Below are 16663 nucleotides of genomic sequence, written 5' to 3' on the forward strand. Positions count from 1 at the left end.
ACATCCTGGCCCTAACCAACGCTTCGGAGTCCGTCTGGTTAGGGCCAGGATGTTTTATCAATCCTGCATTGGGCGGGCCTACACCCCATGGGCGCGTTGAGTACGTTACTGTTTGCCGCCTAGCCGATACACGGGGTAGCGGTTAAAGGTCTTCTCGAAGTAGGGTGTTTGTTTGTAGATGAACTCCAGCTGCGCGTTGGCGCTTTCAGCGAAAGTTTTATCGGCGGCGCGTTTGTCGGCCAGTTTCTGACGGAGGGCGGTGTCGTTGCGGAGCAGTTCGGCGGCGGTGTCTTCGAAAATATAATCGGAGAAATATTCTTTCTGGTCGAGGATGCTGTCGAAGAAATTCCAGGCGAAAAACGAGTCCTGTGCCTGCGGCTCTAGGGTCTCGATCAGGTAGCGGTTGGTGGGCTGGTTTGTCAAAATCAGGTAATCACCTTTGTAGAACTGAATCCGTTGCGTCTCTTGTCTGAGCTTCACGCCCGAGTGCAGGTAATGCCCTTCGTAGGGTCGTTGGCTGGTTTTATAGTCGTCCAGGTAATAAGCCGACACGGTCATCAGCGTGTCTTTAGGCATGGATTGCAGCCGAACGCCGTTGCGCTTCAGCAACGTAATTACTTCGTGCCATGCCTGTGGGATAACGTACCCAGCCGGTTTGGTGAGTTGCAGGTCGGGAACAAACGTATTCATGTACGGAACGCGTTTGGTGAAGGGTTTCGTACGGTCATAATATAGCCGTTTCAAGCCCGACACGTCGCTGGGTTTGTAGGCTGCTTCATACCCCAGAAACGTGATAGAATCTACTTTGCTACGGTCGAGGCGGTAGTTAAGCGCGAACGTTGTCTGCTGACTCACCGCTGCATCGGCGCGCTGTTTATTAGTCAGAATCGTGCTGGCGTTACGCTCGCAGAGGCGCAGCACGGCTTCATCGAAGGCATAGCTGCCTTTCACCCGCGCCGGGTAGTCTTTCCACATGTGCGTTTCCAGCGTGAAGCCGAAGCAGTTGAACATGGCTGCGTAGCCCGTTGTGTAGCGGGGTGAGTCGTTGTAACCCAGCAGTCCGCTTTCGGGCGTATCTTTCGGGTGATTCACGTAGGGAGCCGTTGGAAATCCCCGTTCGGCCAGGGCTTTGTCCAGCGCGGGCTGGAAGGTCTTCGTCATATAACCCGACACGGCCGGGTGCAGCTTGTCTTTCTGCGTAGCGAAATACGTGACCACGTGCTGGTAGTCGGCTCCGTCGCTGGTGTGGTTATCGATGAATACCTGCGGTTTAAGTTGCTGATACATTGCCTGAAAGGCCCGCGTATTCTCGGCGTCGGCCTTAATGAAATCGCGGTTCAGATTCAGGTTGCGGGCATTGCCCCGGAAGCCGTAGCTGACCGGCCCGTTCTGGTTCACACGCGATACGCCCCGGTTCAAACTGCCCCCCACATTGAACACCGGCACAATGGCCAGCAAGACGTTTTTAGGCAGTTTATTGGCGAGTAACAGGTCGCGCGCCAGCATCATGCAGGCGTCGATGCCCTCCGGTTCGCCGGGGTGAATACCGTTGTTGATCAGCAGCGTAACGCGGTCGGGGCGGGCAGTGAAGTTCTTATCGGCCGCCAGCAGAAACAGGTGCAGCGGTTTACCTACATCGGTTTTGCCTACTTCAATGAGTTTTGCCTGGTCGAACTGCCTGTCGAGCCGCTGGTAGTAATCGATGATTTCCGGGTACGTTGCCGTTTCCCTGCCCTGACTCTTTTCGTAGGGCGTGATAAGCGCGGGCTTAGTTTGCGCAAGGCAGGTGGTGGTGAAGAGGCAAAGCAGCCAGTAGACGGGTAGTTTCATGAGGAAGGTTGTCTGATGCCCTAAATTACCCGGAAACGGCTTTGAACGGGTACAGGGATTGCCATCGACCCGCCGTGTAGCGGGCAGTAGGTAAGTCATCCGCTCTCCTGACTTTGTTCATAGCGACACACGCTACGCCACTAACTGACTATGAACCAGTGCGTAATGTTTCTCCTTGTCCTGATGGGGGTTGGCTTTGTTCAGGCGAGCAGGCCCGCTATCGAGCCCGCTACATTTGTTGCCAGTAGTCCCTGCGACCTTATTCCAAGGGCGATGTTGTCCATTCCTGCTGATATCGATTGTGAGTTTATCAAATGGAAACTAACCCTACAAGTAGACCCCGCTACGAAAACACCCACTACGTGTACTTATTGAAAGGAGATGACAACGTACTGTTCATTCTTGATCAGACGCGTGGTTTCCGGGTTGGCACTGCTGATCTGAGCTATACGCTCAACCGCGTCGACAGTCAGGAGGCGGGCAACTAAATATACAGGCTGGGTACGTTGTGCATTGACTGGACGGCGGTGATAAAGCGCGAATAGCCAGGTGGAGGGGCCTATTTTATCCCTGATCCTTTCTCGCAATAACTACTTCCTGAGCACGTCAAGGGCGTGAACACTTCGGCTCTGATCTTCCACTGGCCGTTGATCTGATGCCATTTGGCCAGGTACGTCCCTGTTAGCGTCACCGTGCCGTCCGGCTCCTGCCATGTGCCTGTCCAGCTGCCTGTTTCCGAGGCCATATGCCATGACTGGAAAACATCAATCTGTGTGGGCGTGCGAACATACACAACGTTCTGTTGGGTTCGGAACGCATTGGCCAGTGCCCGTTTGCCGCCCTCTTTTCCTTTCGCTTCCGTGTTGCGGGCACTAACAATGGTATAGTCGTCGGTGAAGAACGAAACCAGTTCGGTCGTGTCGTGCCGGGCAATCGCTTCGTTGAACTGCTGGCGAATGGACCGGATTTGCTCGTAGGCGGACGACTGGGCCAGACTCATGCCCGGCATGAAGAGGCAGAGAACGAAAAGGAGAGGCAATTTCATGGGGAATGATCAGTAGGAATGTTGTTCTAGAGGCTGTGTCACTGCCTTTGACAAGATGAGTCAGGCTCGTTCATCCTGAAACGACAGGCGAAGTAAGATGAACGAGCCCAGCTCAGCAATGAGGAGGTTAAAGAATGTGGATGAAAGACCAGGAAATTCGTAAGCCAGAAATACTTCATCGCTGATGATGAATGCGGCCCACAACCCGATGGTCACGCCAAATGCCTGATAGGCCAACGCGACACGATCGGCGGTTTCGCGAATTGACCCAGCAAGGGCTCGCCAGAAAAGAACTGCCCCGACTCCTTCCCAACTGATGACACCAGCGAAAAAGAAACCCGCCCAACCAGCCGTAGGACCATAAATACCAACCACCTTGCTGACCATGCTGTAGTTGCCCGACACAAACCGAAAGTTAGGTGGCAGCAGATTCAGCGCCTTTAGCGCGTCGGTAGTGTTGCTAAGGCAGACGATGGAAAAATAAAGCGCCCAGAAGAGGAGAAGCCCCGCCCTGATGCGTCGGTCAATGGTGCTTCGAGTCGTTTGCATACTTGCCTTTTTGACTCGCTAAAGTAAGGTGGATTCGTAATTATTTACTGACAACGTGTTGACAATCTTTGTGTTAGTTTAATTCGAATGTCCCCGTCAGGGGTGGTGTGTCAATAGAAATGGCTCCTTTCCTACGCGCCACAGCCACGGCACGGGTGACATGTACATCACGGACTAGCCTTTTACATATCGCCCTTACCGGGGCTAGATCATTTTGGGTCCGTTTATACGCTATTGACATATCACCCCTTTGGGGTTGCCCGGCCGACAATCCGCGTTGTATTGGTGACTGTTGCTTCACGCTGTGCTGTGTTGCTTCGCAAGCTAGGCCCTTCGACAGGCTCAGGGTGACAACGCATATCCAGCAGGTGTATGCCGAACTTGGGTGGGAGCGAGACGCCACCCCGGTGTCACCTTGAGCCTGTCGAAGGGCCTAGCTTGCGAAGCAACACAGCACAGCGTGAAGCAATATGTCATAGCGCAAAGCAATACACTGCATTACCACCCAATACAACCTACTCCGACGCCGAAAACAATTGCACTGGTCCGAGTAAGCCGGAGGGTTGTAATTTCCAGTCGGGGCGGACGGTGACATTGGTGTTGGTTAGCCGTTGCTCTTTGGGTTTGGTGCGGTCGCCGATGAGTCGGTTGCGCCACGAGTTCACAACCTCGATCTCCAGTTGATTACCCGTTGGTTTTAGCAGTTTACCGACTGGAATGCGGAACGGTGGTGCCCAGACAATGCCCAGATCCTGCCCGTTGAGGCGTACGCGCGCCACACCTACATCCTGCACATCGCCCAGGCCGAGGAAGAGGTTACCGGCGTTGACGGGCGCGTCGAACGTTTTGCGATAGGTGGCAGTGCCGGAATAAAAGTGGATGCCCTCTTCCGGGCGTGTAGTCCAGTCGACCAGGTTATCGAAGGTGACGGATGACGGGCCGCTCGAGATCCATTTCGGATTGAACGATACCTGCCAGGGGCCAGAAATGGTGGATACCGGGCTGTAGGTGGGGATGTTTCGTTTCGCAGCAATGCCCTGTTGCGTGGCTGGAATCGACTGGCGGAACACGACAAATACGGACCCGTAGGGCGTCAGATCGAGCGGAACGCTGATGCGACCGTCCTGCTGGGTAAACGCCGTTGCCGGTTTGATGCTGCCCGTCGCGGGGTCCCACAATTCGGGCTGGCGACCAGTTACACGAAACGTGGCCGTCAGTTGGGTTGCCGTGGCGTTCTGGTTGCTGACGAAATAGTAGTCGACGTTCTTCAGCGTTTTGTGGAAGTAATCGAACACTTGCCCGGCCGTATTGCTCGCCAATTCCGCATCGGCCCTGACACCGTCGGTGAGCAGTAACTCGCGGGCCGTTTTGCCCCAAACCACCCGTCCAGCGCCGGTTTTGTGCTCACCCACGGCCGATTCGCCCGCGCCCCACAGCCGGTCGGCCAGGGTTTTTAGTTCGGTTTCACTGGCTGGATAGCCTACCAGACTCGCCGTTGATTTAGGCTTCAGACCAATGACCGTACCACCCGCCTGCACCAGCTGCGCTACTTTCTGCAGGGCTACCAGCGACAGCACCTGATGGTCGGGCAAGACCAGCACGCGGTACGACAGGCCGTGGGGCAACATGATCCGGCCATTTTTTACGCTCAGCACCTGTAGCCGATCTTCGTTGATCACATCGTAATCGAACTCGGGTAGCGCATGGCCCGGATCGTCGGCTTTCTGGCGGGCAATATTAGGTACGTGGTCGCCGTAATAATACAGCACATCGGCCACCGATTGTCCCTGTTGCAGCATGTACTGACAGCGGGTAAGATACTGAACGAAGCCGGTCGAATAATCCCACCAGGTCACGTTCGGATTGAAGTGCGTACCGGCAAAATATTCCTGCCCCGGCAAGCCCATTTCTTTCGGCGAGCAGGTGAACGTGTGCAGATACACCAGGTTCAGCCCGGCGCAAAATTCGTGGTCGGCGCTCGATTTCATGGCCGACCAGATCACGTCGTTCCAGTGCGGCCCGATCGTGGTGAACGACTCGGCACCCACCAGCGGCTTGTTGTAGATATGCGCGGCGCTGGCGGCCTGTTTCACGAAAAAGCGGTTAACAGGCGTTGGCCGGTGCGGCGATGGTGCCCAGAATTCACTCATCATGATGTCGCTGTAGCCGTAGTTTTTCAGCCCGTCGAACGGTCCCGCGTGTGGCCCCGCCGATTCGGGTTGCAGGCCAATGCCGTACTTGGCCGAGCGTTGGGCAAAAACGGCGTAGTGATTCTCGGCCACGCAGTCACTGATGGTTTTGCGGAGGTCGGCCAGAAACCGGTTGCTCTCGTCGCGGCTACCCACAATTTTTCCGGCCACAACGGGCAGGTAGGGGATAATGTCGTAGCCCCGGCGCTTGCGAAATTCCTGCGCGAAGGCTTCGGTCCAGTTACAGCCACCTGCTTCCCAACTATCGGTCTGGAGGTATTTCAGGGTTTTGCCCGCCATGGGGCCGATCAGCTTGAGCAACGGCTCCACGTTCGTATCCCAATACCGGTTAAATGTTTTCGGGTTGAGTGGATCGAGCACGCGGCCCTGCCATTTTCCGCTCGATGTCGACACGTCTGCACCCGTAGGCGTGAAGCCAAAGCGCATGATCGTCCACTCGCCCGCCGGAACCTGCCAGGTCAATACGCCCTGCGCGTTCATGCTGGCCGATACGTTCTGAATCGTTTTGGGCAACGCATCGGTATCGCCTTCTTTGGCAGGTACGTCGGTCAGCAGGAAGCGCGTGTCGGGGGCTGAACCGCCCAGTTCGATCGTGCCTGCTTTCGCCTGCAAATCCTTGATTGGCTCGTGCTTCGTCGCATTTTTGGGGAAGGCCAGCACCGTGATGTCGTTGTAAAGGCCATCCTTGGTCGTTGGTTGCGGCAGGGTTTCCCGGTACGTCATTGGTCCTTTCACCGTCACCTCCGACCAGGTCAATTGTTTGGCCGCTTCAACCGGCGTAACGTCCGGCCCGCCGAGATTCCAGCCGCTCTGAATGCTCATGCTCAGCACCAATCCCAGCCGACTCGCTTCCCGAACCGCATGCAGGTACAACTCGCGCCAGGCGGGCGATCCAAACAGCGGGCCTTCCGGTACCTGCGCGTTGCCCCGCTGCTCGGCCCCGCCCGCGTCGAAAATGCAGGCGCCGCTGAACCCCTTTGCTTTCATCGCTTCCAGATCGCGGGTGATGGCTTCTTTGGTCACGTTGCCGTTGAGCCACCACCACCAACACCGAATGCCGTAGTTCGATGGAGGCGCCGCAAACGTTGCTGCCGAAATGCCCGATGTTGGCGGCGTTGTTTTCTGGGCGAAGGTGGGAGAGAAGAGGAGGCTGAGTAAGCAGAAAAGGATCGTACGCATTGAGAGGGGAAGAAGCTATGTGGTAAGTGGGTACGTTGACTCGCAAGTTACTCACGCAAACAGGCCGTAACATCGCTTAAATCCGTGTTACGGCCTGTTTGCACGAATTATGCCAGTTGCTGAATCAGTACCTGTTCGCGCAGTGGGTACGGGTACGTCGTCAGGAAACGACTATTTCTAAACTTTTACATTTCGTTTACAATGTTTTACTGGCCCTTAACCACCGACTGCTGACCGGTGAGGTAGCTTTGTTTCGTTGGTACGCCAAATATAAAAGCCATGAAACAACGCACGTTCTTCCTCTCGCTTATCGCCAGTGTCTGTCTGGGTACGTTTGCTCAGGCGCAGCAACCGTTTACCAACTGTTCGGCCGCTTTTGTTGGCGACAGAATGGTTGTCGATACGTATTCGCCAGCCGGCAAATGCAAACTAGCGGCTGATGCCTCAGGTACGTTGACGGTTCGAACGGTAGCGCTATCCCCTACGGAAAGCAAAGCCGTTGACCCGATCGACTTTAAAGTGGCTATACGTGATAACGCCACAGGTACGTTGCACCTGTTTTCGCAGGAGACATATCGGGAAGTACTGGTACAGAATGTACTGGCCCATTGTAAGAAAGGCGACCAAATTGTTTTGTTGACGGCCGATACCCGCTATGCCCTGCCGCATAACGAGATTCTGGTGCAGTAGCGATTACGAGATCCAAAGTCAACTAGTGGAAGCATAAACAAGACCGTGAGCCAAACTAAACAAAACACATAAAATGAAAACGAAACTGCTGCTAGCCCTTTTGCTGCTTTGCCCGTTGTGCCTGCTCATTGGGCGGAGTATAACTAAAACGACGCCTGTCAAAACGTCGCTGACCGTCAATGGTCGCCCAATCAATTATCAGCTATTCACGCTTGATCACCCCGGGGTGTTGAGTGTCATCGAGGGTGATCTGAAAGTGCTGGATGATCGGGCGATGCCCTATCAGTCGTTGTTGCTGCAAGGTGGCTCAGCCAAACAAAATACTGACGCCGCCTTTCAGACAGCCGAGTTGTGGCCGGGTTCCTGGCTTCGTGGTGAAGTCGCTAACGAACAAGCCCTGAAGCGGAAAGCGATTCCTTTTCAGGTATCGCTCTGGCGGAATGGATCGGTGGTGAAGCAGTGGCCGACTGATGCCGCAGAAACGGTTGAATCGATTCAGCTAAAGGAGATTTGGCCGTCAGCTCAACTTGGCGATGAGTTGATCGTTAAGCCGATGGGCCGTTCCGGGGCACAATCAGGTGATTATGCTGGAAAACAGGTTATTAAACTAAAAAAAGTGGACCCTATTTTGCTGAAAGCGTTGCAGGAAGGTTGTTAATTGCAGTTGGAAAAGCCGGCATCTACCAGCCAAACAGATATATCATGAAAAACTCAATCAAATTCGGTCTGTTGCTTGGCGCATTGTTGCTGATGAACGGCCTGGGCATTGCGCACGAAAGCCCAACTGGCCCAATCGAGAGTTGTAATGCCCTGACCTTGAACGGTCATCGGGTCGATTATAGCACGTTCTGGCTAAATAAGACAGGTGTGCTGGCCATTGTTACCGGTGATCCGCAGTCGGCGAATCATAAGCCGGTTGCGTTTCGGGTGTCATTACGCCGGGCAGGAGCTGTTGTTCGGCAATGGCCGGCCAACCAGACGGAGACCGTTTATTCGCTCCAGGTCGACGAGATCTGGCCAAACGCGCAGCTTGGCGATGAACTGATCGTTGAACCCGTCAACTGCCCTGCCGATGGATCAACTGGTTGCCGGGGAAAGCAGGTGCTGAAAATGCAGGGACTTAACTGGCTGTCGCACTGTTTGCCAGCCGACAAGTGTTAGATGTTTTCGCACTTCACAGGCCATAATCCACAATCGCCGCTGGTGATCCGGCTGGTAGCAGGCAGCGGTTTTCTGCTGCTGCTGGGATTGCTTTTTTTGCAGTTTACCAGCAACGTACCTGCCGACGCTAGCACGGAAACGGGTAAAAGACGTTCAGAGAAGATCAATCTGGCCTTACGCCGCACGGCCGATCTGCTGCTACGCGCGTCAGGCGATTCCAGTTCGCGTATTCCGGCGGTTGAGCAGGTAAATACACAGACGTTCCGGCTGGCCGTGGGGCGCTCGTTCAAGTACGACAGGCTACCGGCATTGCTTCACGAATCGTTACAACGGCATAAGGTCTCGGGTACGTATGATGTAGCCGTGCTCGACTGCGCCACAAAACAGGTACAGCTAGGCTATTCAGTCAATGATCTGCTTGGTAGTACACCCGTTGTTGCGTGCACCGGCCGATCAACGATTGATGGCTGTTATACGCTGCAACTAACGTTCGACGGGTCGGCACCGGTTGAGAGACAGACCCCGTTCTGGCCGTTTCTGGCTGTTGGTGGCTTGTTTGCGGGTGTTCTGGTTATCGCCTGGCGGCAGGCCAGTCAGGTACGTTCAACGGCCATAGCGTTGAGCCCCGAAGTCCCCACCGTAATTCCCAATCAGCTTCGTTTCGGGCAGTCGTGCCTTAACCTGGATAGCCAGACATTAACGTCCGGCCCCGAGCAGCACAACCTGACCTACCGCGAAGCCAAGCTACTGCGCCTGCTGGCCAATCATCCGAACCAGGTGCTGGAACGCGACCAGATTCTAAAACAGGTGTGGGAAGATGAAGGCGTTACCGTGGGCCGTAGCCTCGACGTGTTCATCTCGCGCCTGCGAAAACTGTTGAGCAGCGATACCACCGTTAAAATCGCTGCGGTCCATGGCGTCGGCTATCGCCTCGACGTGCAGCTCAATGTCTAAAAATTAGCCTGGAAGATTCAAATTAGCTCCTCCTTTTTCTTCCTGACTCCTTAACCTCCTGCCGTTATACGATCAGGCATATTGCTGCTTGTGTTCGTTGCCGTTACGGCCTGTAATGAGCAGCCGACTAGTACCCCGTCGAAAAGTGGTGCGTTACTTCCGTCGACGACGCCCGTAAACTGGGTAGGCGATCCGTCGAAAGCGTTTATCCAGTCGCAGGTAAGCGAGTACATCCGGCGCATGTTTCAGGATAAAGACGGAAACATCCGGTTTGGTAGGCAGGGCGACGGCGCCTGCCGGTACGATGGGAAAACGCTGACGTATTTCACGCCGAAAGAAGGATTTAGCGGTGAGGTGGTGGGCGGAATCGAACAACTCGCCGCTGGGACGATCTGGTTTGCCACCAATGATGGCGATGGCCGCTACGACGGAAAAACCTTTAGGACCTTCACCGTGAAAGATGGGCTAAGCGACAATGATATCTGGAGCATGCTGAAAGACAGCAAAGGCAACCTGTGGTTCGGCACGTTGGGCGGCGTATCCCGTTATGACGGGAAAACCTTCATTAGCTTTCCGCTACCAAAAGCATCGATTGCGGCTAATCCCCGGTTTTCGCCTAAACTGGTCTGGAGTTTTTGCGAAGACAGGGTGGGTAATATCTGGTTTGGACTGGATGGCGATGGCGTTCGGAAATACGATGGTAACTCATTCACCAATTATTCAATCGCAGAAGGGCTTGGTAACCGGTTTGTGCAGAGCATTCTGGAAGATAAACGAGGCGAATTATGGTTCGGTACCTCCGGCGGCGTTTACCGCTTCAACGGAAAAACATTTACCAACTTTACAAAGAAGGAAGCTAACCAATGAGATTACCGACAAGGATCAGGTAGCCAGGCTAGATACGTTGGTTGCCTTTATGCTTCGCTAGTCGTGCCCTTCGACTAGCGAAGCAGTTCTAAAAGCTAAATTTCGCATGAAAACCTGTATGTTAAACTAAGTGAAAATTGTGTTCATTTTGGCTAATGTTATGTGATTAAGATATTGATAAACAGATTGTTGGCTCATGGGTTGTAATCAGTATTGCCTCTGCTTTTTTTAACCAACGATTAACCACGCTATACACTAACTTCGGGCGTATTCTTGTTATTAATATGGTCGCCCGGCCAGTCATTTCAAGTGCTGAAAATGTCGCTAGGGATGTTGAAACGGGTTCACCCACGATCACGTTAAATCAAGATTCGAAAATGAACGCGCTTACTAAGTTCCCAACCGCTAAAGCACTGACGCTGGGTTTGGGATTGCTGTTTGCCCAATGGCAACCCACGCTTGCGCAGACACCCTCGTACGGCAATCAGCCTGCCGCTGCTGCCGATAATAATCCGTCATTGTTCACGTCGCTTGCTGCCTACCGCGATGATGTTCGCCGCGCCGCGCTGCTGGCTAGTCAGCAACCCAAGGTGCTGGATAAACTCGTTCAGCAACAAGACAATAGCCGGGATGCCTTTGAACGGCTGATCCAGTCGTATGGCCAAACAAAGCAGGGGTGGTTCTATGAACTGGCCCGTTTTCCCGACATTCAGCACGCACTGGCCCTGCTGCCCGCCGGAGCCGATCAGACCACTGTAGGGGTGATCACCAAATCGATGCCGGCCAGTTTACAGGAATCGACCTGGAAGGTCTATCGTCACCATCATGATGACCTGGTACAGGCTGACAATCTGAATCAGCAGGCTAATCAGTCGTTCGAAAAACTGATTGCCCCGCTGGATGGCGCTACTCAGTCGGCTTTTCGGCAACTGATCACTATGCCCGATGTGCTGTCTACGCTGACCCAAAATCTTGACCAGACCGCTAAACTTGGTAGCGATTACCAGAATGACCCGCAAGGTATTACGCAGCAATTGGCGGATCTGCACACAAAAGTAGAAGCCCAGAATCAGCAGGAACTGGCCGATTATCAGAATCAACTGAATCAGGATCCACAGGCTCGTCAGGAATTGCAGCAGGCTGGTCAGGAGTATGCCCGGGCAAATGGCTACAACACCAGCGGCATTAATCCCAGCCCCGCCTGGCCTGCCAACTCACCTAATTATTACGCCAATCCGTATTCATACTGGTTCGGTTACCCGTATTGGTATGGTTCGCCCGTGTGGTATCCATCGTACGGCTACGGCTTTGGTACAGGCTTCGCTTATGGATTGGGCGGCAACCTGCTGTTCTACGGATTGCCCTCATACGGGTTCTCTAACTGGTTCTTCAACCGGGGTTATTATAACTACCCGCACCTGTATAATCGGTTTAACACGTATTACAACAACCGGATTGTGGGCGGACGTGGGTACGTTACCTATGGCAACCGTGGGTTTGTAGGAGCCGCGCGTCAGGCATTCGGAAACGGTGGCTATAGCGGTTACAGTAGTCGTGGCGCCGGTAGTTATGGCAACGTCTACAACGGCGGTCGGATGAGTGCCCCGTCAGGACGTACCCAAAGCATGGGCAGCGCCCCGTCTTATCAATCGCGCTCATTCGGTGGCGGCGGAAGCTACAGCAGCGGCCGCTCGTATGGCGGTGGCGGTAGCTTCGGCGGTGGTCGCTCCTTCGGTGGCGGCGGTAGTTCTCGTGGTGGCGGACGTCGCTAGGTGATATAGATTGTTACAAAGAAGCCCGAACAGCACGGTTCGGGCTTCTTTGTTTTTCGGATATATTGCTTTCGCGTTGTTGCTGCCGCTGCGGTCGAAGGGCCACCGGTGCGAAGACGAAGTCACCGCGCGAAAACGATCTTTCCAGAACTCCCCATGTACTACGGCTTGACGGGCTGATAAGCGCGAACAGCTTGTTGGTTGATGCCGATCAGCAGCGTGTTGCCTACTGCCAGCACGCTGCGCACATCGCCTGTTAAACCGAAGCCAGCCTGCGCGGGGGGGATACTTATAAACCCACCCCGGCCATTGCCCCGCAGCAACGTACCACTGTTGGCGTCAGACCTACCGAAGCGAAGGCGAGCCTGCGTTGTATTGCCGCATAGCAGTAGGTCTTTCGTACCGTCGTGGTCGTAATCCAGGGCGGTGATCGTAAAAATGGGTGCTAGCTGCGCGGCGGTTGGCAGGGCGGCGGCTGCGTACTTGCCAGTCGAACTGCTCAGGAACGACATGGTTCGAAACTCATTAGCTATCAGGCGTTTGGCGTCGCGGAGTTCATCGTTGGTGAACACGTCGGTCAGGGTAGCGTTGGCGTAGGTGTCGTAGCTGGTGAACCGCTGCCGAAGCATGCTTAGCTGGTCGAGCAGTTCGTCGCGGGTGGCGTGGGGGTAGCTCTTACCCTGCACGTACAGACACAGGACCGGATCTATTTTGCCGTTGTTGTCGAAGTCCTTGTAAACCAGTTCGGCGGGTTCTCGGTCACTGGCGCGGCACTGGGTGTTCAGGCCCTGATTGCCTACCACCAGATCGGGGCGGCCGTCGCCGTTCAGGTCATCGACCAGCAGTTTGTTCCACCAGCCCCGGTATTCCTTGCCCAGAAAAGCCGTTGTCTGATCGGTCAGTTGCCCACCATTTACTAAACCCAGCACCGTAACGGGCATCCATTCGCCAACAACAACGAGTTCGGGTTTGCGGTCGCCGTTGAGATCTATCCAGGCGGCGTCGGTGACCATACCAATAGTGGCTAGCATGGGGGCTAGCTGGGCTGTCTGGTCGGTAAATTTGGGTGGGCCGCCAGGTACGTTGCCCTTATTAATCAGCAAGTAGCTTCGCGGCGTTTCGGGATAGCGACCTGGAATAACCCGACCGCCAACGAACAGGTCGGGCCGATTATCGCCATTTACATCGGCAACCCGCACGCAACTGGTACTGGTTCGCATGGGGGGCAGGGCGGTGGGGCTTTTGGTGAAATGCCCTTTTCCATCGTTCAGATACAGCCGATCCTGCAAGCGTGGGTCGTCGGGCTGGAAATTGCCGTAACCGCCACTGCATACATAGAGGTCAGGAAAACTGTCGCCATTGGCGTCGAAGAAGGCCGCGTCGGTGTTGGCCGAGGCAGTATCAGCGTCGAAAGCGGGTTGGGGCAGGCGGCTGAACTGGCCCGACGCCTGCTGCGTATAAATCGCGCCCGCCTGCCCGTTGCTCCCGCCGACAAACAAGTCTTCACGACCGTCGCCATTCACGTCGGCTTTCACCAGGCAGGGGCCACTGAAGGATAAAGCATTGACCAGCAATGGCTGCCGTTTAAAATCGTTGATCGTCGTGGTCGGATGCGCGTAGGCCAGCGGTGACTTCGTGGCCCGGAAGAGCGTAGTGGCGGGGGCCGGAGCCAGGTACGTTGCCTTCGCATCGGTTTCTCGCACGGTTAGCAACTGGTCGGCTTTGACGTTGGTCAGTAGTTGCTGTTTACCCGTTGGCCAGACAACCAATAACGAGTCGATGCTGGTTTCGCTGCCCAGGCCAAAATGCAACCGGGGCGACACGCTCGACTGGTACCCCTGCGTCGGCATCTGTTCGGCATACTGTTTGTTTCCTTTTCGCGAAAGGGTCACTTTGGCTCCAACGCCCTGCGTATTGGCCCCGCTGCCGATCAGTTTAAGGCTAATGAAATGACGCTTTTTGTCAGTTCCATTTCGGAAGATATAGGCAGGCTGGTTCGTGTTGTTGACAACCAGGTCGAGGTCGCCGTCGTTATCGAGGTCAGCATAGGCAGCCCCGGTGCTGTTCGATACCTGCGTCAGTCCCCAAGCCTGCCCGGCGTTCTCGAAAGTAACGTTACCGTCCCGTTCACCCCGATTCCGGAACGCATAGTTGGCCACGTTCGACGAAGGCATTCGATGTACCAGTTCAAGAATGTCTTCGCGCTGTGGGTTTGAGGGCCGGTTTTGCATGAAATCGGCCATATACTTTAAAAAATCCTGATTGGTGTAATCGCGAACGTACCCATTGGTCACATACAGGTCTTTCCAGCCGTCGTTGTCGTAGTCTGCCAGGAGGGGCGCCCAACTCCAGTCGGTGTTTGAAATGCCCGACAGTTGCCCGGTTTCGCGGTAGGTGCCATCGCCATTGCTGATCTGGAGCATGTTACGCATGATCTGGTGATGAAAGCCCGATTCAACGCTGAGTGCGTATTTCTCGTAGTTATCGGGGGCCATCAGCAGTTTCTGCCGCCGGTTATCTTCGGGCAGCATGTCCAGCGTCAGAATATCGGGACGGGCATCGTTATTGACGTCCGATACGGCATTACCCATCGAGAAGTTAGACGTATGGCCAACGCTGGTTCTGAGCGCATCCCGAAACGTACCGTCGTGGTTATTGAGATATAGGTAGTCGGGAACGGCGTAGTCATTAGAAATGTACAGGTCGGGCCATCCATCGGCATTCAGGTCCGACACGCCCACGCCGAGTCCGTAACTCAGCACCGAACTGCTCAGCCCCGATTCGCCGGTAACGTCCTCGAAGTGGTTTCGGGTATTCCGAAACAGGCGCATACCGATCTCCGGGTTCGTCTGTTTGCGTAACGCCGCCGTACTGGCCTTGTCAAGTACAGGCAGCGATTTAGGGTTGTGGTTCAGAAGAAACAGGTCCAGATCTCCATCGCGGTCGTAGTCGAAAAAGGTACCCTGCGTGCTCTGTGACGGATTATTCAATCCGAACTGCGCGGTCTGGTCGGTGAAATGGGGAATGCCCTGCGCGTCGGGGCCGTCGTTGATGAGGAGTTGCGGGGTTCGGTTTTCGGGTCGAACACTGCCCGAGTAGCACAGAAAAAGGTCTAGTCGTCCGTCGCCATTCACGTCGGCCATAGAAACGCCGGTGCGCCAGGGGCCTTCGCGTCCGGCCACGCCCGCTGCCGCGGTAACGTCGGCAAACGTCATGGGTTTGCCGTCGCGATTCCCCTTATTGAGGTACAACTGGTTGGGTACCATGTTGCCACTAAAGTAAATGTCGTCTAGTCCATCACCGTTCAAATCGCCAACAGCTACGCCCCCACCATTGTAGAAGTATTCGTACATCAATACGTTGGTATTCAAGCCTTCGGCGAGGTTATTGGCGAAGGTAATGCCGGTCTGGTCGGGCGAGAGCAGCGTAAATAATGGCGGTCCGGTGGGAGTGGTTGCTTCCGTTGCGGTGGCCGATTCGCTGGTTGATGGTTTGTCCTGGCAACTCAGAACAGATAAGCATGCGGTAAAAAGAAGGGCGGCGGATACGGGTCGGAAAAGGATTATCATGGAATGGGAAACAGAAATACACGACAAAAATCGGCTGATTTACATCAGTTTACTACAGTACGCAAGGAGTCGGGTCAATTGGTCGTTCCGGCTGAAATCGACGGGGTCAGTTTCCAGGTACGTTGCAATCTGCTGACGGTGGTTGCCGTAAAGTTTTATCAGGTTGGCTTTGGTGGCTGGGTACAGTCGGTTGTTCTTATCAACGAAAAAATAGGTGGTCTCTTTGCTAAACAGCAGGTCGCCCTTGGCATCAAGTTTACTAACGCCCATGTTGCCCCCGGAGTAGAACTGGTACGTAGTAATGGCACCTGCACCTGTCGATTGGCCATAGGCGCTCATTTTCTCCCGTTTGGTGGTTCTCAGACCCTGTTTTGCGGCCAGTTTGATGCCGTCATAGTCGGCAACAATTTCGGTGTAACCTCGCCTCTGGTCATACAGAAACAGTGCAGTACGTGGTGAATCAGGGGCAGGTGATGGGTTGATGATCTCGACAAGCCGCACAATGGGCTCTTCGGTCAGGGCCATGGTATCGCCGCGCGCCGTGATAAAGTGCATTTCGCCTAAGATAACGTGGTAATTGAACCGGGCGTCGACTGTGGTGCCGTTCAGAAAGGCTACGGTGCCGTTTCTGAACTGATCATACTGATACCGGTCACGGTACGAAACGGCCTGTTCGCTGCCCTTCACCCGAATCACGCCCGTGGATTGCGCCAGGCAGGCGGTAGTGGCAAGCAGACCAAAGGCGCCAACAAACAGGGCTACGTTCATGGTAAATAAACACACAAGTGTTAAAAAGACTGATGCCAGCGTAGGTTACGCTGGCATCAGTTGAAGATA

Annotated in this window: 13 protein-coding genes; 7 read left to right on the top strand and 6 right to left on the bottom strand. The window is 54.7% G+C overall.

The window, feature by feature from the left end; translation table 11 throughout:
* Window positions 1-105 precede the first annotated feature (105 nt).
* Window positions 106-1830: a M14 family metallopeptidase gene (locus J2I46_RS07655; protein ID WP_207328418.1), complete on the bottom strand. Its 1725-nt coding sequence runs from the start codon at window positions 1828-1830 to the stop codon at window positions 106-108.
* Window positions 1831-2144: 314 nt separating this feature from the next.
* On the opposite strand from J2I46_RS07655, the gene J2I46_RS07660 reads away from it, so the two are divergent.
* Window positions 2145-2318, top strand: coding sequence for a hypothetical protein (locus tag J2I46_RS07660; protein ID WP_207328419.1), 174 nt, complete (start codon window positions 2145-2147; stop codon window positions 2316-2318).
* A gap of 71 nt (window positions 2319-2389) precedes the next feature.
* On the opposite strand, the gene J2I46_RS07665 is transcribed toward J2I46_RS07660, so the two are convergent.
* The 3 genes from J2I46_RS07665 to J2I46_RS07675 form a co-directional block, all read right to left on the bottom strand.
* Window positions 2390-2875, bottom strand: a complete 486-nt coding sequence (locus tag J2I46_RS07665; RefSeq protein ID WP_207328420.1) for a YybH family protein — start codon at window positions 2873-2875, stop codon at window positions 2390-2392.
* A gap of 60 nt (window positions 2876-2935) precedes the next feature.
* Complete coding sequence (locus J2I46_RS07670; RefSeq protein ID WP_207328421.1) at window positions 2936-3424, bottom strand: hypothetical protein; 489 nt, start codon at window positions 3422-3424, stop codon at window positions 2936-2938.
* A gap of 515 nt (window positions 3425-3939) precedes the next feature.
* Window positions 3940-6813, bottom strand: coding sequence for a glycosyl hydrolase (locus J2I46_RS07675; RefSeq protein ID WP_207328422.1), 2874 nt, complete (start codon window positions 6811-6813; stop codon window positions 3940-3942).
* A 279-nt stretch (window positions 6814-7092) separates the two neighbouring features.
* On the opposite strand from J2I46_RS07675, the gene J2I46_RS07680 reads away from it, so the two are divergent.
* The 6 genes from J2I46_RS07680 (at window position 7093) to J2I46_RS07705 (ending at window position 12257) form a co-directional block, all read left to right on the top strand.
* Entirely contained in the window at window positions 7093-7503 is a 411-nt protein-coding gene (locus tag J2I46_RS07680; protein ID WP_207328423.1) for a hypothetical protein, read from the top strand.
* A gap of 73 nt (window positions 7504-7576) precedes the next feature.
* Window positions 7577-8161 carry a hypothetical protein gene (locus J2I46_RS07685; RefSeq protein WP_207328424.1) on the top strand — a complete coding sequence of 195 codons (585 nt, stop codon included), beginning with the start codon at window positions 7577-7579 and terminating at the stop codon, window positions 8159-8161.
* Between the two features lie 44 nt (window positions 8162-8205).
* A complete protein-coding gene (locus J2I46_RS07690; protein WP_207328425.1) occupies window positions 8206-8664 on the top strand; it encodes a hypothetical protein in 459 nt (152 codons plus the stop codon).
* Window positions 8665-9618, top strand: coding sequence for a winged helix-turn-helix domain-containing protein (locus J2I46_RS07695; RefSeq protein WP_207328426.1), 954 nt, complete (start codon window positions 8665-8667; stop codon window positions 9616-9618).
* Window positions 9619-9708: 90 nt separating this feature from the next.
* The gene (locus J2I46_RS33155) at window positions 9709-10485 is read left to right on the top strand and encodes a ligand-binding sensor domain-containing protein (RefSeq protein ID WP_207328427.1); all 777 of its coding nucleotides are present in this window, start codon (window positions 9709-9711) and stop codon (window positions 10483-10485) included.
* Window positions 10486-10862: 377 nt separating this feature from the next.
* Window positions 10863-12257 carry a DUF3300 domain-containing protein gene (locus J2I46_RS07705; protein ID WP_207328428.1) on the top strand — a complete coding sequence of 465 codons (1395 nt, stop codon included), beginning with the start codon at window positions 10863-10865 and terminating at the stop codon, window positions 12255-12257.
* 161 nt (window positions 12258-12418) lie between these two features.
* Here the strand turns inward: J2I46_RS07705 and J2I46_RS07710 are convergent, their stop codons facing one another.
* The gene (locus J2I46_RS07710; RefSeq protein ID WP_207328429.1) at window positions 12419-15826 is read right to left on the bottom strand and encodes a VCBS repeat-containing protein; all 3408 of its coding nucleotides are present in this window, start codon (window positions 15824-15826) and stop codon (window positions 12419-12421) included.
* Between the two features lie 39 nt (window positions 15827-15865).
* Window positions 15866-16594 carry a hypothetical protein gene (locus J2I46_RS07715; RefSeq protein WP_207328430.1) on the bottom strand — a complete coding sequence of 243 codons (729 nt, stop codon included), beginning with the start codon at window positions 16592-16594 and terminating at the stop codon, window positions 15866-15868.
* Between the last annotated feature and the right edge of the window lie 69 nt (window positions 16595-16663).

This window comes from Fibrella forsythiae (assembly GCF_017353175.1).
In the GTDB taxonomy this organism is placed as follows: Bacteria; Bacteroidota; Bacteroidia; order Cytophagales; family Spirosomataceae; genus Fibrella; species Fibrella forsythiae.